Genomic DNA, 19371 nt, shown 5'->3' on the forward strand with positions numbered 1-19371 from the left:
ATGCGATCCCTGTAGGAGCGGCCTTGTGTCGCGATGGGCTGCAAAGCAGCCCCAGGGCTATAATGCCGACTCATTTCAGATTGGTACCCCCATGTCCCCCCTCGCCACCGCCCTGCAGTCCTGCGACATGCTCCTGATCGACGGCCTGCACGCCTTCGACTTCACCTCCGATGAATCCGGCCTCACCATCGAATGCATGGACGGCCGCCAGCTCCGCCGCTGGTCCTTCACCCCCGAGCAGATCACAGCTGCCATCGCCGTGGGTGACGAGTGGCAACTCGACGATGCCGACGGCGCGCATCGACTAGTCTGTATGAGTGCCTTTCGCGCCCCGGATGATGACGAAGATGAATCGGATCTGGACGAGCCTGCTGACCGCTAGCCTGATGAGCCTGACCATCCATGCCCACGCCGCCACCTTGCTGGTGGGCAGTTACACCGATGGCGCCAGCGAGGGCATCTACCGCTACGGGTTCGACGAAAAGACCGGTCATATCGACCCGTCGCCGCAGCAGGTGGTGGAGAGTGTCAGCCCTTCATGGCTGGTGCTGTCGGCCGATCAACGCCAACTGTTCGCGGTCAACGAAACCCCGAACGGCAATGTCAGCAGTTTCGTCGTCAGTGCAAAAGGCGAGATCAAGGCACTCAACCAGGTGACCAGCCAAGGTGACGAACCGACCCACGCCAGCCTCAGCCAGGACCAGCGTTATCTGTTCGTGGCCAACTACGCGGTCAAGCCCGATCCCGGCGGCAGCCTGGTGGTAGTCCCGGTGGCCAAGGACGGCAAGCTCAAGCCGGTGGTGCAACAGGCCCGGCACAAGGCGAGCGGGGTCAACCCCGAGCGCCAGGCTGGCGCCCATGTGCATTCGCTGGTGCTGTCACCGGACGGCCGCCACCTGTATGCCAGCGACCTGGGGGCCGACAAGGTGTTCATCTACCGCTACGACGGTGCCAGCGCAGACCACCCGTTGACGCCAGCGATCCCCGCGTCGGTGGACCTGCCGCCGGGCAGCGGGCCGCGCCACCTGTTGTTCGACGCCAAGGGTCGGCACGCCTACCTGACCCTGGAAATGAGTGCCGAAGTGGTGATGTTCGACGTGCAGGAGGGCAACCTGGTCGAACGCCAGCGCCTGCCCCTGACCGAGAGCAAGGAAGCTGCGGCGAAAGCGGCAGGTGGCTTGCACCTGTCGGCAGACGGGCGCTTTCTGTATGTGAGCAACCGCGGCACGGCCAACGAGATCGTGGCGTTCAGCGTGGGCAAGCAGGATGGCCAACTGACGTTCCTGCAGCGCCGTTCGGTGGAGGGGGATCATCCCCGCGAGTTCGCCCTCGATCCGAGTGACAACTTCCTGCTGGTGGCCAACCAGAAGAGCAACCAGATCGTGGTGATACGCCGCGATCCGCGCAGCGGCAAGTTGTTGGAGACGGTGCAGAAGCTGAAGCAGGAGGCACCGTCGGACCTGAAGTTCATCGAGTGATATCGATCGGCGTGATAATCGATACTGCCGCAATGAATTTTTGCCTGCGGCTTCGGCGGCGTAAGTTTGACCCAAGGCCCAAACGGGCCAACGTCAAACCACCGCCGTCGAGGTCAGCCCAGATGAACTTCAATCTCTTCCCGGTCATTGCCGCATCCGCCATTTCCGCTTCGGTCGTATTGCCGGCGCATGCCCATGCCGACAGCAGCGGCAAGGCGTCTGCTACCCATAGCTACACCGAACAGTACCTGCGCCAGAGTGCCAACTTCCATGCGGCATTGAGTGGCAAACACAACCACTGAATCCTGTACTGGCCCTATCGCCGGCAAGCCAGCTCCCACAGGGGTTGAGCAGGCCTCAGGTCCAGCGCCGTACCTGTGGGAGCTGGCTTGCCGGCGATAGGGCCAGTACAGGAAACAGCGTTCATTTGGCCATGACTGACCTGAACAGCTCCGAAGCCAACCACCCCTCCAGCCAGCTCCGCACCCGCGGATAAGCCGCCTCGGCGAACCACTGCGGTTCGACCCCGGCAAACTGGCGCATCAGGGGCAGCAACGCGGCATCGGCAATGCTCGGGTGCGTGGCCAGCAAGTAGGGCCTGCCCGCCAGCAGGCCTTCGAGCTCCGCCAGCCAGGCCTCGGCCTGCTGGCGGTAATGCTCGCGGGTATGCTCGGGGTAGCGCTCGGCATACTTGTACAGGTTCACCTGCGCCTTGAACGTGCTGTCGTTGCGCGCAATCAGTGTTTCAGCCTGCTGCGCCGCCGCAGGGTCGGCCTGCAGCCGCCAGTCCTGCGGGTCGTTTTGCGCCAGCGCCCAGCGCATGATGTCCAGGCTTTCTTCGAGCACGCCGGCGCCGGTATCCAGTACCGGCACCGTGCCCTTGGGTGACAGGGCCAGCAGTTCTGCCGGCTTGTTCTTCATCGCTACCTCGCGAATCTCCACCTCGCACCCCGCATAGCGCAGGGCCAGGCGCGCGCGCATGGCCCAGGGGCAGCGGCGGAACGAGTAGAGGATCACCCGCACACCTCCACGTCACTCAGGCCATTGCCTTGGCGGCGCACCTGGATCTGCACCGGGATGCGTTCGTGCATTTCCTGCACGTGGGAAATCACCGCCACCTTGCGGCCCTGGGCCTGCAAGCCGTCGAGGGCGTCCATGGCCAGTTGCAGCGACTCGGGGTCGAGGCTGCCGAAGCCTTCGTCGATGAACAGCGATTCGATGCGCAGCGTGCTGGAGGCCATCGAGGCCAGGCCCAGGGCCAGGGCCAGCGACACCAGGAAGGTTTCCCCGCCAGACAGCGAGTGCACCGAACGCAGTTCGTCACCCATCTCGGTGTCCAGCACCAGCAGGCCGAGGGCGCTGCCGCCGCGCTTGAGGCGGTAACGGCGGGCCAGCTGGCGCAGCTGGGCGTTGGCGTGGTGCAGCAGCAGGTCGAGGTTGTAGCCCTGGGCGATCTTGCGGAACACATCGCCCGAGGCCGAGCCGATCAGGGCGTTCAGGCGAGCCCAGCGTTGCCACTGCTGGTGGGCCTGTTCGATTTCCGCCGCCAGCGCCTGGTGCGCCTGTTGGCGACGCTGGTCATCGGCCTGCTGTGCACGCAGTTCGGCGCATTGCTGCTCATGGCCGGCCAGGCGTTCGCGCAGTTCGGTCAGGGCCTGTTCCAGGGCGTCGGCCGAGGTGTCCACAGTCATTTGCGCGGCATGTTGCTGCAGGCGTTGTTCACGTTCTTGCAGCAGCACGCGGCCCTGTTCGATGGCCTTTTCGGCGCCTTGCAGGCGCTGGCGCAGCTCATTTACCTGCGCGTCCTCCATGCCCAGCAGGCGATCCAGGCCGGCGTCGTCCAGTTCCGGGTGTTCTGCGCGCCACTGGGCGATCTGGCCCTGCAACTGCTGGCACTCGGCGTCCAGCGCCTGCTGCTGCTGGGTGTTGGCCTTGAGTTCGCTGGCCAGTTGCACGCCTTGGGTACGCAAGTCCTGCAGGCGCTGGGCAGTGTCGGCATCGAGGGCGCGGGCCTGCTCCAGCGCGGCGTCCATATGCTGTTGCCAGGCCTCGGCGCTTGCATGCCCGCCAAGCAGTTCGCCAAGCGAAGCCTGGGCCTGTTGGCGCTGCTCGTCGAGGGCGGCAAGTTTCTGCTGCAACTGCTGCTGGGTCTGCACGCGTGCCTGTTGCTGGTCGCGCAGCTTGTCCAGCTGGGCCTGGCGGGCTTGCTGTTCTTCCTGTTCGTCCTTGCGCTGCTCCAGTTGCTGCAGGCGCAGGGCGATCTGCTGGTCCAGGGCGAGGAAGGCATTGGCCGGGTCGTCGTTCAAGGCCTTGAGGGCTTCTTCGGGCAACACGCCGGCAAGGTCCTCAAGGCCTTGCTGCAACTGCTGCTCGTCGCTGACCAGGGCCTGGTGCTGTTGCTCCAGGTGGCGCTGGGCCTGCTGTTGCGCCTGCTGGGCGGCCTGCAATTGCTGGTTGAGACGGGCTGCATCTTTTTGCAGGGCGAGCAGGGCGCTCTGGCGTTTCTCGTCCTGGCCGATTTCTTCGTCCAGGCGTCGCAGCTGGCTGTCGAGCCAGGCACTGCGGGCATTGTCGTCCTGCGGTGCCAGGGCGGGCCACAGGCTGTGCGCCTGCACCTGGGCCACCAGCGGTTGTAGCTGTTCGCCCAGTTGCTGCTGTTGCTGCTGATAATCCTTGAGCTGGGCGTTGACCACGCCCAGCTGGGTGCGCAGCTCCACCAGCTTGCTGTTGAGGGTTTCGACCTGCTTCTGCGCGGCGTCTTCCTCGGCCTGGTCATGGCGACCCAGGCTTTGCAGCAGCGCTTCAGGCTGGTGGAACGGGTGCTCGGCGCTGCCGCACACCGGGCAGGGTTCGCCGTCGCGCAACTGGCCGCGCAACTCTTCGACGCTGGTGTTACGTGCCAGGCGCTGGCGTTCCAGCAACTGGCGGGTGAGGTTGAGCGCTTGCTCGGCGGCCTCCAGCTCGGCCTTGGCGGCGGTGCCTTCGGTAATCAGCTGCTGGCGCTGCTGCATGGCCTGCTGCTGACGCAGGCGCACGGCCTCCAGCTGCTGGCGCAGTTCCAGTTCACGGCCATGCAGGCGTGACAGTTCTTCCACGGCGCGCTGCTGCTTGCGGTTGTCCTGCAGCATGCCACCCAGCAGGTCGATCTGTTCTGCCAGGGCCTGGGGTTCGGCCTTGGCTTCGCGGAACAGCAGCTCGAAGGCATCGCGCTCGGCCTGCAAGTGCGCATTGGCCTGGCTGGCCTGGGCCTGTAGGCCGGGCAGCTCTTCACGGCCCTTGGCCAGCCGGCCACCGATCAGCATCACTTGCTTCAGTTGCGGCAGGTAGGCGTGCCAGGCGTTGGCCAGGCCCGCCAGGTGCTGGCTGTCGGCGAGCGCGGTGTCGATCTGCGCCAGTTGCTGCAGGCTGCGCTGCTGGTTGTCTTCCAGCTGCTGCAGGTGCTGCTGGCCTTCGGCGACCTGCTGCTCGGCCTGCTGGCTGGCACTGCGCTGTGCTGCCAGCTCCTGGTCCAGGCGGGCCAGGTTGTCCTGGGCGGCAAAGGCCTGGCGCAGGCGAGGGGCGTTCTCGCTGTGTTGGGCCTGGCTGACGGCAAGCGCCTGGCGCGCGGCGTCCAGCGCCTGTTCGAGCTCGCTGGTGCGCACTTGCAGCTCGGCTTGCTGCTGCTGTTGCTCGGCGATCTTCGCTGCCAGCGGTGCCAGTTGCGCGGTCAGTGTCTGCTGGCGGTGGAACTGGTGACGCTGCGGGGCCAGGCGCTCCAGGCGCACGAGGTCCAGGCGCTGGTCAGCCAGTTGTTGCCATTCCTGTTCGGCGGCCTGCAGCGCGGTACCGGCTTCGGCGTGCTGGGCCTGCAGCTGGCGCTGCTCGTTCAGCCAGTTGCGTTGCTGTTCCAGCTGGCGCTCGCCGGCCTGGTCGGCCTTGAATTGCTGCTGCGCCTGTTCCAGGCGCTGGTCGAGCTCGGCGCGGGCTTCGGTGGCCATCGGCAGCAGGTGGCTGGCACGGTCCTTCAGGGCATTGTGGGCCTCGCCGGCTTCGCGTGCCTTGCTGAAGGCCCGCTGGCCCAGGCGGGTGTAGATGGCGGTGTTGGTGAGCTTTTCCAGCAGCTCGCTGCGTTCTTTGTCGTCGGCCTTGAGGAAGGCGCCAAATTCGCTCTGGGCCAGCATCACCGCGCGGGTGAACTGTTCGAAGTTCAGGCCCAGGCGGGCTTCGACCAGTTGTTTGTACTCGTTCTTACCGCTGCCCAGTACCTGCTCGCTGTCCAGGTCGTAGAAGCTCTGGCGGCTGTGCTGCAGCTTGCCGTTGGCCTTGTCGCGGGCGCGGTTGGCTTCCCAGCGGGCGCGGTAGCGGCGGCCATCGATGCCGACGAAATCGACTTCGGCAAAGCCGCTGCCGGTGCCGCGGCGCAGCAGGTTGCGCGGGTCGGAGGTAGGGATTTCACCGTCTGCATCCGGCACCTTGGCCTCGCGGCCAATGTCGTTCAGCCGTGGCACGGTGCCGAACAACGCCAGGCACAGGGCGTCGAGCAGGGTACTTTTGCCCGCCCCGGTAGGCCCGGTGATGGCGAACAGGCCGGCGCTGGCCAGCGGTTCGGCGGTGAAATCGATATCGACCGGGCCGGCCAGGGATGCCAGGTTCTTCAGGCGGATGGCGAGAATCTTCATGGCTGTTCCTCTTCCTGCTGCACGTCCTGCAACAGCAGGGCGAAGTCGGCCAGCGCCTGTTCGTCGGCGGGGTTGCCATAGGCCTGCTCCCAGGCGCGGCTGAACAGGTCCTGCGGGGTCATCTGGGCCAGTTCGACAAAGGCCAGGTCATCGTCTTCGGCATTGTTGCGGCCGGCGTATTCGGCGCTGATGCGGATCAAGCGCACGGCCTTGCCTTGCAGTGCGGTTTCGATCTGCTGGCGCAGGTCGGGTTGCGGCTCATCCAGTATCACCCGCACCTCCAGCCAGGGCTGGCGGTTGGGGTCTTCGAGCAGGTCGATCACTGGCAGCTCGGCCAACTGCTCCAGCAGTTCGCCCAGTGGTGCCGGGCCGACCCGTTGCAGGGCCACGGCGCGCGGTACCGGGCGCGGTTCGACGCTGACCAGGCCAGTGCCGTCCAGCTCCACTTCCAGCACCTGGTGCGGGTAGTTGATTTCGGCGAACGACAGCGGGATCGGCGAGCCGCTGTAGCGGATGCGTTCTTCGCGGTTGACCTTCTGCGGCTTGTGCAGGTGGCCCAGGGCGACGTAGCTGATGGCCTTGTCGAACAGCTTGGCCGGCAGCGCCTCGGCGTTGCCGATGATCAGGCTGCGCTCGGAGTCCTCCGACACCGCGCCACCGGCCATGTGCGCGTGGCTGATGGCGATCAGCGCCTGGTCCTTCTTGCGCTTCTTTTGCGCGGCGGCGATCAGCTGCTGGTGCACCTGGGTGATACCTTGCAGGTAGTCGTCGCCCAATTGCGGGCCGGTCACCTCGGCCGGGCGCAGGAAGGGCAGGGCCAGGCACCAGGCGGCGACCTTGCCGCGGCCGTTGGTCAGCGGAATCAGCAGGCGCTCGGCGTCCAGCTGGCCCTCGTCCAGCCAGTGCACACGGCCCAGGGCATGGGTGCGCAGGCGGCGCATCAGCGCCGCGGGCAGCTCGATGCGCGAGCCGGAGTCGTGGTTGCCGGCGATCATCACGATGTCCAGCTTCGGCTGTTGCTCGTGGGCCTGGACGATGAAGTCGTAGAGACGTTCCTGGGCTTTGACCGGCGGGTTGACCGTGTCGAAGATATCGCCGGCGATCAGCAGCGCATCCGGCTGGCGCAGGCGCAGCTGGCCGAGCAACCAGTCGAGGAAGCAGGCGTGTTCGAAGTCGCGTTCCTGGCCGTGCAGGCTTTGGCCCAGGTGCCAGTCGGAGGTATGAAACAGACGCATGGATGACCTGTTGGTGTCGAGTCGAGCAAGCGGGGGCTTGGCTTGGGTGATGGGTGTTCCGCAAGGGCGGTATGGTAACCCAAGCCTATGCGGCAAGGCAGTCGCTCCTGGCGGGTAAGTGCTTTCCTACAAGCAGGTCCGCGCACTGAACGCCTTGTTCATTGACGGCCTAACGGCGTTTTCCTAGCGTCCTTGGGTTTCAAGCCTCAAGGACGCAACAATGATCAAGGATCTGACCGAGCGCTCGCTGCTTCAGTCTTGTCGTTCATTCACGTTGCACAACTTGGCCGAACAGGAGTAACCCCTCATGTTCGAAGCGGCCAGGTTTGGCGACGAGATTTCACACACCGGCGCATTGGGCGGCTTTCTGCTGGGCGCTGCCCTGGGTATCGCACTGGTGGCCACGGTGGCCATCGCCACCTTCACCTGCGGGTTAGGCGTGGCTTTGCTGGCCGGCCTCGCAGCAGGTCTCGGGGGCAGCTTGCTGACCGCTGCCGGCGAGGCACTGGGAAGTCTGTTCTCATCCCCCTCAGGGACGATAACGACTGCCTCACCCAACGTGTTCATCAACAGCCGCAAGGCCGCCCGCGTCGAAAAAAGCATCGGCACCTGCGACAAACATCCTGGCCCGGTGCAGATCGCCGAAGGCTCGACCAATGTCTTCATCAATGGCGTCGCGGCGGCGCGCAAGGGCGACAAGCTGACCTGCGGCGCGACCATTTCCGGGGGTTCGAACAACGTCTTCATCGGCGGTGGCACTTACCGCTACCTGCCCGTGGATGACGAAGTCCCGGAGTGGCTGCGCACCACCGTGGATGTGCTGATGGCGATTGCTGGCGCAGCCAGTGGCCTCGCGAATGTGCTCAAGATGGGTACCCAGGCCGGTATGAAGGCCGCCCTACCTTGTGCCCTGAAATTCACGGCCGGCTTCATTGCCGGCGAAGTGGCCGCCCGCTACATGGTCGAACCCGTGGCACGCAGGGTTTTGGGTGGACTGGTTGGCAACCCGGTCGACCTCACCACCGGTCGCAAGCTGATCCCCGACGAGATCGACTTCAGCCTGCCCGGGCTGATGCCGATCGAGTGGTCACGTTTCTACGCCAGCGACCTTACCGTCGACAGCGTGCTCGGGCGCGGCTGGGTGCTGCCCTGGGAGCAAAGTCTGCGTCGGCGGGGCTCATTCATTTACCTCACCGACAACCAAGGCCGCAAAGTTCCGTTCGTGACCCTGCAACCGGGCGAACGGATCTACAACCCGCACGAGCAGGTGTACCTGGTCTGCACCGAGGGCGGCCACTACATCCTGCAAACGCTGGACAACCTGTTCTTCTACTTCGGCGAAGTGCCAGACACCAACACCGAAGTGCCGCTGCAACGCATCGAGAACGTTCTCGGTCACTTCCTGCATTTCACCCGCACGCCCGATGGTACGCTGACCGACATCAGCGCCACCGGCGGTACCCGCGTGCACCTGCACTACGACCACCCGCTGGGCCGCCTGACCGACATCAAGCGCGTGGTGAACGACCAGGCCGTCGAAACGCTCACCCAGTACCGCTACGATGAACACGGCCAGCTGAGCGCGGTGATCAACCGCAACGGCCACACCGTGCGCAGTTTCAGCTACGCCGAAGGCCTGATGGTGACCCACAGCAATGCGCTGGGCCTGGGCTGCCATTACCGCTGGGAAACCCTCGGCGGCCAGCCGCGGGTGGTCGAGCACTGGACCACCGATGGCGAACACTACCACTTCCGCTACGACCTCGATGCCCGTACCAGCTGGGCCACCGACGTGCTCGGCCGCGAGCTGGAAGTGCAGTACAACCCCGACCACCGGGTGATCGCCAGCCGCGACTACGGCGGCGAACGCTACGCCGCCGAGCTAGACGACAATGGCAACATGGTCGACCTGACCTTGGCGGACGGTAGCTGCCTGCAATTCAAGTACGACGAATTCTCCCGTCTGCTCGAAGAGACCGACCCGCTGGGCCGCAAGACCACCTACGAATATCACCACCTGACCACGCTGGTGACCCAGGTCAGTTACCCGGATGGCAGCACCTGGCGGGCGCGCTACGACGCCAAGGGCAACCTGCTCGCCGAATTCGATGCCCTGGGTCAAATGACCGAATACCTGAACAGCGATGACGGCCTGCCGCACACCATCATCGACGCGACCTACAAGTCCAAGTACCTGTGGTGGAACACCTTGGCCCAGGTCGAGCGTTACCAGGATTGTTCGGGCAAGAACACCTGGTACCGCTACGACGAACGCCAGCACCTCGTCGCGGTAACCGATGCGCTGAACCAGACCACCACGCTGGAGCGCAAGCCCGACGGTGAGGTGCTGCGCATCAGCCATCCCGACGGCACGGCGGAAACTTTCACCTACAACGACCTTGGTCAGGTGCTCGACCACACCGATGGCAAAGGCCAGATCACCCGCCTGCTACGCACTTCCCGTGGTTTGCCGAGTAACCGCCGGGACCCGAAAGGAGGTGTGGTTCGTTACGAGTACGACAAGGCTTGGCGCCTGACCGGGTTGGTGAACGAGAACAACGCCACGTACCGCTTTGCCTATGACGCCTCGGACCGCCTGACTGAAGAAGTGCGGGTGGATAACCTGACCCGGCGTTTCAGCTACAACCTCGGCGGCCATCTGACCCGGCTGGATGAGATTGGTTATGGCGAAAATGCCGAGCGGCCGGAGCGGCATACGCTGTTCGAGCGTGACAGCATTGGCCGGTTGGTCGCCAAGATCAACCGCGATGCGAGCCAGACCTTCGCGTACGACGACGGAGACCGGTTGCTGAGCATCGAGCGGCAGCCGACCGGGATCGGCAAGCAGCTAGGGATCACGGAAGAGAAGCTGGAGTACGCCTACGATCTGCTGGGGCGGCTGACCAAAGAAATCACCCCCGACGGCACGCTCGGCTACGAGTACGATCCGCTCGGCAACCTGACTACGCTGACCCTGCCGGATGGTCGTAAGGTCAATCACCTGTACTACGGCAGTGGGCATCTGCACCAACTGAACCTGGACGGTCAGGTGATCAGCGACATGGAGCGTGATGACCTGCACCGCGAGGTTTACCGGACCCAGGGCAAGCTCACCAGTTGTTTCGGTTATGACGCGATGGGGCGCAAGGCGTGGCAATACGCATCGATGCTGCCGGCCGACAAGCTGTCGCAAGTGCACAACACTGGCATTAATACCTCGCTGCTGGTGGAGCATGCCTACAACCCGATTCACCGCCGTTATCAGTACGACCCGGCAGGTGAACTGGTGCGTACGCTCGACAAGCTGTGTGGCGAGATCAAGTACGAGTACGAAGCGAAGGCCAGTTGCGCAGCCGCGATACGGGCTCGCTGGTTGGCAGCGAAGAGTTTCGTTACGACCCTGCGGGCAACCGCCTGGATTTCAATGCCCGGCAATTTGCCAAGTCCAGGGACAACCGCATCACACACTGGCGGGACCAGGAGTACCGTTACGACCCGTGGGGCAACCTGATCGAAAAATGCTCGGAATATGGCAACCGGTTGCAGCGCTTCGGTTATGACGGTGAAAACCGGCTGGTGCGGGCGGAGACATGGGGCAATGGCAAGCTGGAGAGTGCCGGGCACTACCGTTATGACAGCCTGGGGCGGCGGGTGGCCAAGCTGGCTGAGATCAATGGGCAGGTCGAGCAGAAGCGCTTCCTCTGGCAAGGGCTGAGGATGCTGCGCGAGGAAACGCCCGGGCAGAGCATCCTGTACCTGTATGAGCCGGGTAGCTATGCGCCGTTGGCGCGGGTTGATCAGGCGGAAGGAGAGGAGCAGAAGCTTTATTATTTCCATACTGACCAGATTGGTACGCCGCTGGAGGTCACGGACAGTGACGGTAAGATCGTCTGGCAGGCGACGTATCGCTCGTGGGGGGCAATAGAGGGTCTGCCGATCAATGAGATCGAGCAGAATTTGCGTTTCCAAGGTCAGTACTTTGATAGCGAAACGGGACTGCACTACAACACGTTCCGCTACTATGATTCGGAGGTCGGTAAATATATATCGCATGACCCAATAGGCTTGTTAGGCGGAATAAACTTATATCAATATGCGCCGAACCCTGTTAGCTGGCTGGATCCTTTGGGATGGATTACCTATAATACGATGCCTGCGATAGATGGTTTCCAGAAGCATCATATTATCCCGCAGCAGCTATCTAATCATGCGGCCATGCAGGCGGGCGAGGTGAATATTCATAAGCTGTCCAATATTATTTATCTGCCTAAGTATGAGGAGAACCATCCGGTGCGAACGGTGCATCGTGGCTCTCACGCGCAATATAATTCGGCTGTAGAGAAGAAACTGGATATTATTCACGAATACGGCAAGAAAAATGGCTGGACCAAAGCGGACTACCAGAAGGCTATTCACGGAGTCATGGTTGATGAGAGAAAAGGTCTGCGTGCAGGTAAAACGATGCTGAATAAAAACTCTGTTCGGGGAGCGACTTGTGGCTAAAAATTTTATACTTTCTATTTCAGATGACTATCCTGAAAGTTATTGGCTGAAGACAAAGATGTTGTCTGGTGAGGATTCTGGGATTTTCAAAGAGTGCGTGGTTGTAAGCAAGGATATAAAAGTCTGTTTCGAGGGGCCGAAAAGGGTCAGTACTTCCAAGCTCCTTAGCTATGATTTTTTTTTCAGTGATGGGCCCAATTTGATTTCGCCGCGGCTCTACGAACTAATGAGGAGAGAAAGTATTTCTGGTGTTCAGTTTGTGGATGCGGATCTACTGATAGGTGAGGCTTCCTATACTGGTTACAAGATATTCAATGTTATAGGTAAATCACCAGCCTTTAACTTGAAAGAATCTGTTAGTGAGCCGTTACTTAGCTATATGCCAGATGGTCCGAGGTGGTTCAGTAAGATAGTTTTGGATAATGAGGCGGTGCTTTCTAGTGATGTCGTTAGGGCTGAAGAGGACAGCCCTACGATTGTGGTGACTGCTCGCGTCAAGTCTGTTTTGGAGAATGGCTTGGTGCGCGGGGTGCAGTTTAAGGATTAGATGCCTGTGCCGTCGAGTTTTCCCGAGAGTTATTTTCTGTGTAAATTTTTTGTTGTACGACTTTGATGGCGTGATCTTTAACAGTTAAAATAGACTGGCTCTGCCAAATTGCTGGCGGAGCCAAATATTTTTAGGGCAAATACGGTCAGCGCAACCCGCACGAGCAGGTGTACCTGGTGTGCACCGAGGGCGGCCACTACATCCTGCAAACGCGGGACAACCTGTTCTTCTACTTCGGCGAAGTGCCAGACACCAACACCGAAGTGCCGCTGCAACGCATCGAGAACGTTCTCGGCCACTTCCTGCATTTCACCCGCACGCCTGACGGTACGCTGACCGACATCAGCGCCACCGGCGGCACCCGCGTACACCTGCACTACGACCACCCGCTGGGTCGCCTGACCGACATCAATTGGTGAACAACGAATTTCTGATCGCGCCGATCTGGAAGCCTTGAGTGTTTCGTGACTTGGCTCTCGCTTTGCGGGAGGTATCAAGCTTGCCCTCAAAGGCATGCTGATTTACCCTCCGAACCGGCCATGATCATGGCTATTCGACACTCACGGACGACGATCACAGGAGTCACCAATGGAAGGCATCCCACAAACCCAATCCACCCCAGATAACCTCAAGCCAAAATGGCGGGAGCGTTTCGCTTTCTTCGATCAGTACGGCGCACCCACCTCCGAGCCCTACAAAGCCGCTTTCCGCGCCTTGCCATTTGGCAAGAAGCTGCTGATCAACAACAACTTCATCGCCTTTTTCTTCGGCCCGATCTACTGGTTCGTGCTGGGGCTGTGGAAGAAGAACCTGGTCATGCTGGCCATCATGATCGCCATCGGCGTTCTCCTGAGCTACTACGAGATCGCGACGGGTAGCGAGATCCCGCGCCCGGTGGATAACGGCATCAGCATGGCGTTTGCGTTTCTGTACAGCTTCCTGACCAACCGTGCCTACTACCTGAAGCAGACCAAAGGGCAGCAGAGCTGGAACCCGTTCGAGGGGCAGCGGTTCATCTGAGCCGTCAGCCAGTTCAACCGGTGCTCGCAGGTTGATGAAGCCCTGATCACGGTCTCTGTAGGAGCGGCCTTGTGTCGCGAAAGGGCCGCAAGGCGGCCCCGGCGATTTTGCGGTGATGCGCAGATCCTGGGGGCGCTTCGCACCCCTTTCGCGACACAAGGCCGCTCCTGCAGGGGTCGCGCATGTCTTGGGGCTGTGTAGTCAGTGCCGGGTGATATCCCCGGTTTGCCGGTGCAACAGCAACTCGGCCAAGGCCTTGGTCATCTGTACGTGATGCACCGCGTTGACCAGCATGTTGATGCCGGGCTCGCCGGCATTGGCGCAGATGTATTCGTCCAGCGAGTCTTCGATGCCGGCCATCAGCTGGAGGGTGTGGATCAGGGCGTCAACCGAGGGTGTGTCCTGGTTGATGGTGTAGAAGGGACGGGCCGTTAGTTTTACGGGTGGATCGGGGACGATCCTTTTTTATGATTCAAACCCTTTGCTTGATCAGAGAATGCCACCACCGCAACCTTCTCACGGGTTTAGGTGGCAGCCGTGCGCGGGGTGAGAAACCGAGGAAGCAAAGGAAAACTCGGCCAGACCGAAGTCTGCCCGCGCGCGGCCGCCATGAAAGCTGACGGAATTTGCTTATCGTCGGGTTCTCACACCCGGTCACCGAAGCGCCCCGGAAGCTTTATCCGTGAGGTGTTTCCCCGACAACAGTGATAGTTCGGCAGCGCGCGTAGGATAATTCCTAAGCGGGTTGATCCTGAAGCATTGGGGGGCAGGTTCAGAAATATCTTACGGTGGCACCGGCTGCGCCGGTGTTCGCGGGCACGCCCGCTCCCACAGGGGGGGTGTAAGCAGCCAATGACTGTAGGAGCAGCCTTGTGCTGCGAAGAGGCCGGTATGACAGAAGACTGTCTGTGGCAGTCATGGCCTCTTCGCAGCACAAGGCTGCTCCTACAGGCCGGCGCGGTCACTGTGGGAGCGGGCATGCCCGCGAAGAGGCCTGCACAGGCAGCACATCACTTGGGATAGAGCGGCGGCAGGCTGCCGTTCTCGCCGGTCGGCAGCAATACCTGCTCAGCCGGGGGAATCGTACCGATCGCCCGCCACAAATCTTCACCCTGCCAATACTGCCCGCTCTCGCTATACAGCGCCCCATTCAACCCATCCAGTGCATCCGACAACGGCACGAACCGCGCCGCCATCTCGGCCAGGGTCTCCGGCTGCTGGCGGGCCCAGGCGTCCAGCGCCTGGCGGGTTGCCTGTGGGTCGTTGGCCTGGCACGCGCGCTTGAGATCATCCAGCAAGGTACGCGGGCTCGGCCCGGCCTGCGCGGCACGCAGCACCGCTGGCTGCGAGCGGGCGCGCCACCACAGGGCAAAGCCCAGCACGGTGGTGAGGGCGAACACCAGGGTGGCCAGCTGCCAGGGCCACAGCAAGCTGCTGGCACTGCTGTTGTCGCCGACCGGGGTGTCGGCGCTCAGCGCCGGGTTGTCCTGCACGTTCAGCGTGCGCGCCGGCAGGCTGCTGTGCTCCAGGTGGTCTTCTCGGGTATTCCACCAGGCCACTTCCAGCGCCGGCAGGGCCAGCGCGCCGCTGTGGGTCGGCACCAAGGCTTCGCGCTCTTCGCGGTTGGCAATCATCCCTCGTTCGCTGATTTCGTTGCGCAGCAATGGCTGGTCGGGGTACCGGCGCAGGCCGGTGATTTCTGTGGCTGGCAGCGGTGGCAGCTGGGTGCTGGACAAGCCTTCGGCACGCAGGGTGATGTTGCGGGTCAGCGAGTCGCCAATCTGCACCTGCTGGTTGCCAGGGTCGGGGTTCCAGTGCTCTTCAAGTGTCAGGCTGCGGGCCGGTAGCCAGGGCACGCCAGCAGGCCAGGCCGCCGGAATCGGCCGCACGGCCAGGCGCAATGGCAACGAGCTGACCTGCACCTGGTGGCCGGCCCGGGCCGTGCCGTTGGCTTGCGGGGCCTCGTCCTGGCTAGCGGCGGCGGTGGCGGTGAAAGTCAACGGTGGGATGTCGAGGGTGCCGCTTTGTTGGGCATACACGGCATAGCGGGTTTCGATCACGCCGTGGCGGACGCCGTTGATTTCCTTTTCATAGGTGCGCGATTCACCCAGCGGTTCGACTTTGGCGTTTTCCAGTTGCAGCGGGCTGAGGCTGCTGTCGTCGTACAGTGCCACCGAATGGTAGATGCGCAGGGTGAGCACGGCCTGGGCCTGGACGTAGACCTCGCTGCTGTCGAGCGTGGCTTCGATGAACACCTGCGAGGCACTGTCCTGGCGGCTGGCATCGGCCTGCAGCACCTGCAGTTCGATGGCCTGGCTGTGCGACTGGCCCAGTTGCAGTTCGGGGATGCGCAGGCTGCCGCTGCGCCGCGGCAGCAGGGTGATGATCCAGCGGGTACTGGCGCGGGTTTCGCCGTCGAGGCTGTGCAGGCTGTTTAGCTGGCGCGTGCCGCGCACTTCGAAGTCACCCTCCAGCGCGCGCAGGTCGGGCTTGCCGAACTGGGTGACGTCCTGGCTTTCCAGAGTCAGCTCCAGGCTTTCGCCGGCTTCCAGGCGGGTACGGTCGACGCTGGCGCGCAGCAACGGTTCGGCCTGGGCCAGCACGGCCCACAGCAGACAGAGGAGAAAGACGCCGAAGCGACTCATCGTGAGGTTTCCTGATGCAATTGCTGTTCATACCAGAATTTGCGCCGCAGCAGCTCCGCCGGGTTGTCGGGGATCTCCCGCAGCCATTGTTCCAGGGCCTGGCGCTGTTCGGTATCAAGGCTGGTCGATACCGGGCGCTGCGGCGGCTGGGTGACGCTGTCGTCCGCGCCGGCTTGGTTGCCGGGCGTTACCTGGCTGTTGCTGCTGCCTTCGCCGGGCTGTTCGGCGCTGGCCTGTTCGTCGTTGCCGGGCGTGCCCTGGGCCGGGCTGCTGGCCGAGCTGCTGTTGCCTTCGGTTTCGCTGCCGGGCGTGCCTTGGGTATCGCTGCTGGCCGGTTGTTCCTCGGCAGTGGCCTCGCGCTGTTGCAGCAGTTGCTGCACCAGTGCCTGGTTGTCCAGCGCCGCTTGCAGGTCGGGTTGGCGTTCCAGGGCTTGTTCGTAGGCGTCCAGCGCGGCTTCCAGCTCACCGCTGCGGGCCAGGGCGTTGCCTCGATTGTAGTGTGCGGCGGCGGTGTCGCCTTGGGAAAAGGCTTCGGCAGCGCCGGCATAGTCGCCGGCCTGGTACAGGGCCATGCCGCGCCATTGCGGGTCCTGGAACTGGCGCGCGGCGCTGGCCGGGCGGTTCTGCTCCAGCAGGCGCTGGCCTTGCTGGTCGGGGCGCAGCCACAGGTCGTTGAACTCGAAGGCCTGGCTGGGCTGGGGCAGGGCCAGCAGCAGCGGCAGGCAGAACAGCCAGCCGCGTCGGCCGGCACAGGCGGCCAGCAGCAACAGCGGCAGCAGCAGCCAGTACCCCTGGTCGGCCCAGCTGTCCAATTGCAGGGTCTGGCCATCATTGCGCCCGGTGCGCGGGCTGTCGAACAGGCCCAGGCCTCGCAGGTCGAGGTCGTCGATGCGAGCATGCCGGTAGCGCCCGCCGGTGCCGTTGATGAAGCCCTTGAGGCTGGCGCTGTCCAGGCGTGGCAACAGGATGCCGCCCTGGTCGTCCTTCAGGTATTCGCCATTGGCCTGGCGCACCGGTGCGCCTTCGCTGCTGCCGATGCCCAGCATCAACAGGCTCGGGCCCTGCCGGCCGAGGGCCTGGGCGATGCCTTCGCGCTCCGGGGCGCTGAGCGACGAGCCGATCAGCAGCAGGCGGCCCTGGCCCAGGCCGCTCTGGGCAAGCAGGGCGAGGCCTTTTTGCACGGCCAGGTCGGCGCGCTGGCCGGGCTTGGGCATGATCGATGGGTCGACCGCCTCGAGCAGGTTGCGGCTGGTGGCCAAGTCATCGGACAGCGGCACCAGGGTGTGTGCGGAGCCAGCGTAGACCACCAGCGCGGTCTGGCTGTCGCGGCGGTGCTCCAGCAGGTCGAGGATTTTGCGCCGCGCCTGCTCCAGGCGGTTGGGCGGGCTGTCCTCGGCGAGCATCTGCGGGGTCAGTTCGAGCAGGATCACCAGTGGGTCGGCCGGGCGCTGGCGGCTTTCTTCCACGCGCTGCCAACTCGGCCCGAGCAGCGCCAGGATCACCAGCACCCAGGCCAGGCCCAGCGCCACCCACGGCAGCTTGCTGGTGCTGCCGCTGCCACCGCCGAGCAGGACGCCATGGAACGCCGGTGGCAGAATCATCTGCCAGCGCCCGGCGCGCTTGCGCCGGTGCCACAGTTTGTACAGCAGCCAGGCGAGCAGGGGTACGGCCAGCAGCCAGAGCGGGCGCAACCATTCGGGCCACAGTTCGATCATCGCCGCCTCCTCAGGCGCAGGCGCTTCAGGCGCTGGCGCCATTCTGGGTGCGGTTGCAGGAAGCGCGGCTTGCGCAGCAGGCGGTGCAGCAGGTTGTCGGGCCATTGCACGGCCAGCACCAGCAGCACGCTCAGCAGCAGGGCAAGGGCCAGGGGCCAGGCATACAGGGCCTTGGCCGTGCGCGCCTGGGTCGGTTGCTGGGCCACCGGTTCGAGCTGGTCGAGGGTGTCGCCGATGGCGTCCAGTTCGGCGCCGTCATGGGCGCGGAAGTAGGTGCCGTGGGTGATATCGGCAATTTCCTTGAGCGAGGCTTCGTCCAGGTCCAGGCTCGGGTTCAGGCCGAGCAGGCCGGGGGTGCCGCTGGCTTCGGGGTTGGCGCCGATGCCGATGGTGTAGATGCGCACGCCTTCCTGGGCTGCCAGGCGGGCGGCGGTCAGCGGGTGGATCTGCCCGCCGTTGTTGGCACCGTCGGTGATCAGCACCAGCACCCGGCTTTGTGCCGGCCGTTGACGCAGGCGCTTGACCGCCAGGCCAATGGCGTCGCCGATGGCGGTGTTCTTGCCGGCGATGCCGATCTGCGCCTCGTCGAGGAAGGTACGCACGGTACGTCGGTCGAAGGTGAGCGGGGCCTGCAGGTAGGCCTGGCTGCCGAACAGGATCAGGCCCACGCGGTCGCCTTCGCGGTCCTGCAGAAAGTCGCCGAGCAGCGCTTTGACCAGGTCGAGGCGGCTGATCTCTTCGTTCTGCCACTGCATGTCAGGGAAGTCCATCGACCCGGACACATCCACCGCCACCAGCAGGTCGCGGCCACTGGCAGCCACTGGCACCGGCTCGCCCAACCATTGCGGGCGGGCGGCGGCGCACAGCAGCAACAGCCAGATGACGACAAAGGGCGCCTGCTGGCGCCAGGTCGGCAGGTTGAGCCGCGCGCGGCGCCCGGCCAGGCCTTCGAGTTCGTCGAGGAAGCCCACCTTGAGCACCGGTTCGCCGCTGTCGGCGGCCGGCAGCACCAGGCGCGCCAGCCACGGCAGCGGCAACAGGGCGAAGACCCACGGCCAGGCCAGTTCAAACATGCTTGCGAATCCAGGTTTCGACGGCTTGGCTGAGCCCGGCGATGGCCTTGTCGTCGAGCTTGCACTCGGGTTTGTAGGCGCCTTCGACCAGTACCATCCAGCGCGTCAGGCCGGCGGCCGGGCAGCGGTTGTCGAGAAACGCCAGCCACTGGCGGCCGTTGAGGGTATGGCTGTTGGCACCCGGGTAGTGGCTGCGGCACAGGCGCTTGAGCAGGGCGTTGATCTGTTGCAGCCAGGCCCCGGCCGGGGCGCCGTCGTAGGGGCGCGGCAGGCGGGCCAGTTCGGCCAGCGCTTCCACGCGTACCGGGTCCAAGGGTTGTTCGGCACGCACGATACGGCGTTTGCCCGGGCGCCAGTGGCGCACCCGCCACAGGCCCCAGGCCAACAGCGGCAGCACGGCCAGCAGCAGCCACCAGCCGGGTGCCGGTGGCCAAAGGCCGATCGGCGCGGGGGCGATCAGCGGCTGCAGTTGATCAAGCGGGTTCATTGGCCGCTGC

Annotated in this window: 13 protein-coding genes and 2 pseudogenes; 7 read left to right on the forward strand and 8 right to left on the reverse strand. The window is 63.8% G+C overall.

What is annotated here, in order from left to right; translation table 11 throughout:
• Positions 1-91 precede the first annotated feature (91 nt).
• From GYA95_RS03910 to GYA95_RS03920, 3 genes are all read left to right on the forward strand, one after another.
• Complete coding sequence (locus GYA95_RS03910; RefSeq protein WP_015269450.1) at positions 92-382, forward strand: DUF5629 family protein; 291 nt, start codon at positions 92-94, stop codon at positions 380-382.
• Positions 348-1478, forward strand: coding sequence for a lactonase family protein (locus GYA95_RS03915; RefSeq protein ID WP_224765876.1), 1131 nt, complete (start codon positions 348-350; stop codon positions 1476-1478). The genes GYA95_RS03910 and GYA95_RS03915 overlap by 35 nt, the downstream gene beginning before the upstream one ends.
• Positions 1479-1600: 122 nt before the next feature.
• Positions 1601-1780, forward strand: a complete 180-nt coding sequence (locus GYA95_RS03920) for a hypothetical protein (RefSeq protein WP_012271225.1) — start codon at positions 1601-1603, stop codon at positions 1778-1780.
• Positions 1781-1901: 121 nt separating this feature from the next.
• On the opposite strand, the gene GYA95_RS03925 is transcribed toward GYA95_RS03920, so the two are convergent.
• Genes GYA95_RS03925 through GYA95_RS03935 form a run of 3 tightly spaced genes read right to left on the reverse strand, consistent with a single transcriptional unit; the run spans position 1902 to position 7371 of the window.
• On the reverse strand, positions 1902-2495 hold the full coding sequence (locus GYA95_RS03925) for a glutathione S-transferase (RefSeq protein WP_047932973.1): 594 nt from the start codon (positions 2493-2495) through the stop codon (positions 1902-1904).
• Complete coding sequence (locus GYA95_RS03930; protein WP_015269453.1) at positions 2492-6136, reverse strand: AAA family ATPase; 3645 nt, start codon at positions 6134-6136, stop codon at positions 2492-2494. The genes GYA95_RS03925 and GYA95_RS03930 overlap by 4 nt, the downstream gene beginning before the upstream one ends.
• The gene (locus tag GYA95_RS03935) at positions 6133-7371 is read right to left on the reverse strand and encodes an exonuclease SbcCD subunit D C-terminal domain-containing protein (RefSeq protein ID WP_013971635.1); all 1239 of its coding nucleotides are present in this window, start codon (positions 7369-7371) and stop codon (positions 6133-6135) included. Before GYA95_RS03935 ends, GYA95_RS03930 begins: the two co-directional genes overlap by 4 nt.
• 307 nt (positions 7372-7678) lie before the next feature.
• Between GYA95_RS03935 and GYA95_RS03940 the strand changes: the two are divergent.
• From GYA95_RS03940 to GYA95_RS03955, 4 genes and pseudogenes are all read left to right on the forward strand, one after another.
• Positions 7679-11874: pseudogene (locus tag GYA95_RS03940) on the forward strand (RHS repeat-associated core domain-containing protein).
• A complete protein-coding gene (locus GYA95_RS03945; protein ID WP_043935448.1) occupies positions 11867-12421 on the forward strand; it encodes a hypothetical protein in 555 nt (184 codons plus the stop codon). The pseudogene GYA95_RS03940 and the gene GYA95_RS03945 overlap by 8 nt, the downstream one beginning before the upstream one ends.
• A gap of 143 nt (positions 12422-12564) precedes the next feature.
• Positions 12565-12831: pseudogene (locus GYA95_RS03950) on the forward strand (hypothetical protein); the annotation flags it as partial.
• Positions 12832-13009: 178 nt separating this feature from the next.
• Positions 13010-13441: a DUF2628 domain-containing protein gene (locus tag GYA95_RS03955; RefSeq protein ID WP_015269456.1), complete on the forward strand. Its 432-nt coding sequence runs from the start codon at positions 13010-13012 to the stop codon at positions 13439-13441.
• 201 nt (positions 13442-13642) lie between these two features.
• Here the strand turns inward: GYA95_RS03955 and GYA95_RS27545 are convergent, their stop codons facing one another.
• The 5 genes from GYA95_RS27545 to GYA95_RS03975 form a co-directional block, all read right to left on the reverse strand.
• Positions 13643-13801, reverse strand: coding sequence for a hypothetical protein (locus GYA95_RS27545; protein WP_015269457.1), 159 nt, complete (start codon positions 13799-13801; stop codon positions 13643-13645).
• Positions 13802-14451: 650 nt separating this feature from the next.
• Complete coding sequence (locus tag GYA95_RS03960; RefSeq protein WP_015269458.1) at positions 14452-16086, reverse strand: BatD family protein; 1635 nt, start codon at positions 16084-16086, stop codon at positions 14452-14454.
• The gene (locus GYA95_RS03965; RefSeq protein WP_015269459.1) at positions 16083-17801 is read right to left on the reverse strand and encodes a vWA domain-containing protein; all 1719 of its coding nucleotides are present in this window, start codon (positions 17799-17801) and stop codon (positions 16083-16085) included. Before GYA95_RS03965 ends, GYA95_RS03960 begins: the two co-directional genes overlap by 4 nt.
• Entirely contained in the window at positions 17798-18874 is a 1077-nt protein-coding gene (locus GYA95_RS03970) for a vWA domain-containing protein (protein ID WP_015269460.1), read from the reverse strand. The genes GYA95_RS03965 and GYA95_RS03970 overlap by 4 nt, the downstream gene beginning before the upstream one ends.
• On the reverse strand, positions 18867-19361 hold the full coding sequence (locus GYA95_RS03975) for a DUF4381 domain-containing protein (protein ID WP_015269461.1): 495 nt from the start codon (positions 19359-19361) through the stop codon (positions 18867-18869). The genes GYA95_RS03970 and GYA95_RS03975 overlap by 8 nt, the downstream gene beginning before the upstream one ends.
• Between the last annotated feature and the right edge of the window lie 10 nt (positions 19362-19371).

Origin of the sequence: Pseudomonas asiatica (assembly GCF_009932335.1) — a bacterium.
Lineage (GTDB): Bacteria > Pseudomonadota > Gammaproteobacteria > Pseudomonadales > Pseudomonadaceae > Aquipseudomonas > Aquipseudomonas asiatica.

Coding starts and splice junctions, on each gene's coding strand:
- GYA95_RS03930 (WP_015269453.1), bottom strand. CDS start 6,136: ATGAAGATTCTCGCCATCCGCCTGAAGAACCTGGCATCCCTGGCCGGC.
- GYA95_RS03920 (WP_012271225.1), top strand. CDS start 1,601: ATGAACTTCAATCTCTTCCCGGTCATTGCCGCATCCGCCATTTCCGCT.
- GYA95_RS03960 (WP_015269458.1), bottom strand. CDS start 16,086: ATGAGTCGCTTCGGCGTCTTTCTCCTCTGTCTGCTGTGGGCCGTGCTG.
- GYA95_RS03965 (WP_015269459.1), bottom strand. CDS start 17,801: ATGATCGAACTGTGGCCCGAATGGTTGCGCCCGCTCTGGCTGCTGGCC.
- GYA95_RS03910 (WP_015269450.1), top strand. CDS start 92: ATGTCCCCCCTCGCCACCGCCCTGCAGTCCTGCGACATGCTCCTGATC.
- GYA95_RS03915 (WP_224765876.1), top strand. CDS start 348: ATGAATCGGATCTGGACGAGCCTGCTGACCGCTAGCCTGATGAGCCTG.
- GYA95_RS03975 (WP_015269461.1), bottom strand. CDS start 19,361: ATGAACCCGCTTGATCAACTGCAGCCGCTGATCGCCCCCGCGCCGATC.
- GYA95_RS27545 (WP_015269457.1), bottom strand. CDS start 13,801: ATGGCCGGCATCGAAGACTCGCTGGACGAATACATCTGCGCCAATGCC.
- GYA95_RS03935 (WP_013971635.1), bottom strand. CDS start 7,371: ATGCGTCTGTTTCATACCTCCGACTGGCACCTGGGCCAAAGCCTGCAC.
- GYA95_RS03955 (WP_015269456.1), top strand. CDS start 13,010: ATGGAAGGCATCCCACAAACCCAATCCACCCCAGATAACCTCAAGCCA.
- GYA95_RS03970 (WP_015269460.1), bottom strand. CDS start 18,874: ATGTTTGAACTGGCCTGGCCGTGGGTCTTCGCCCTGTTGCCGCTGCCG.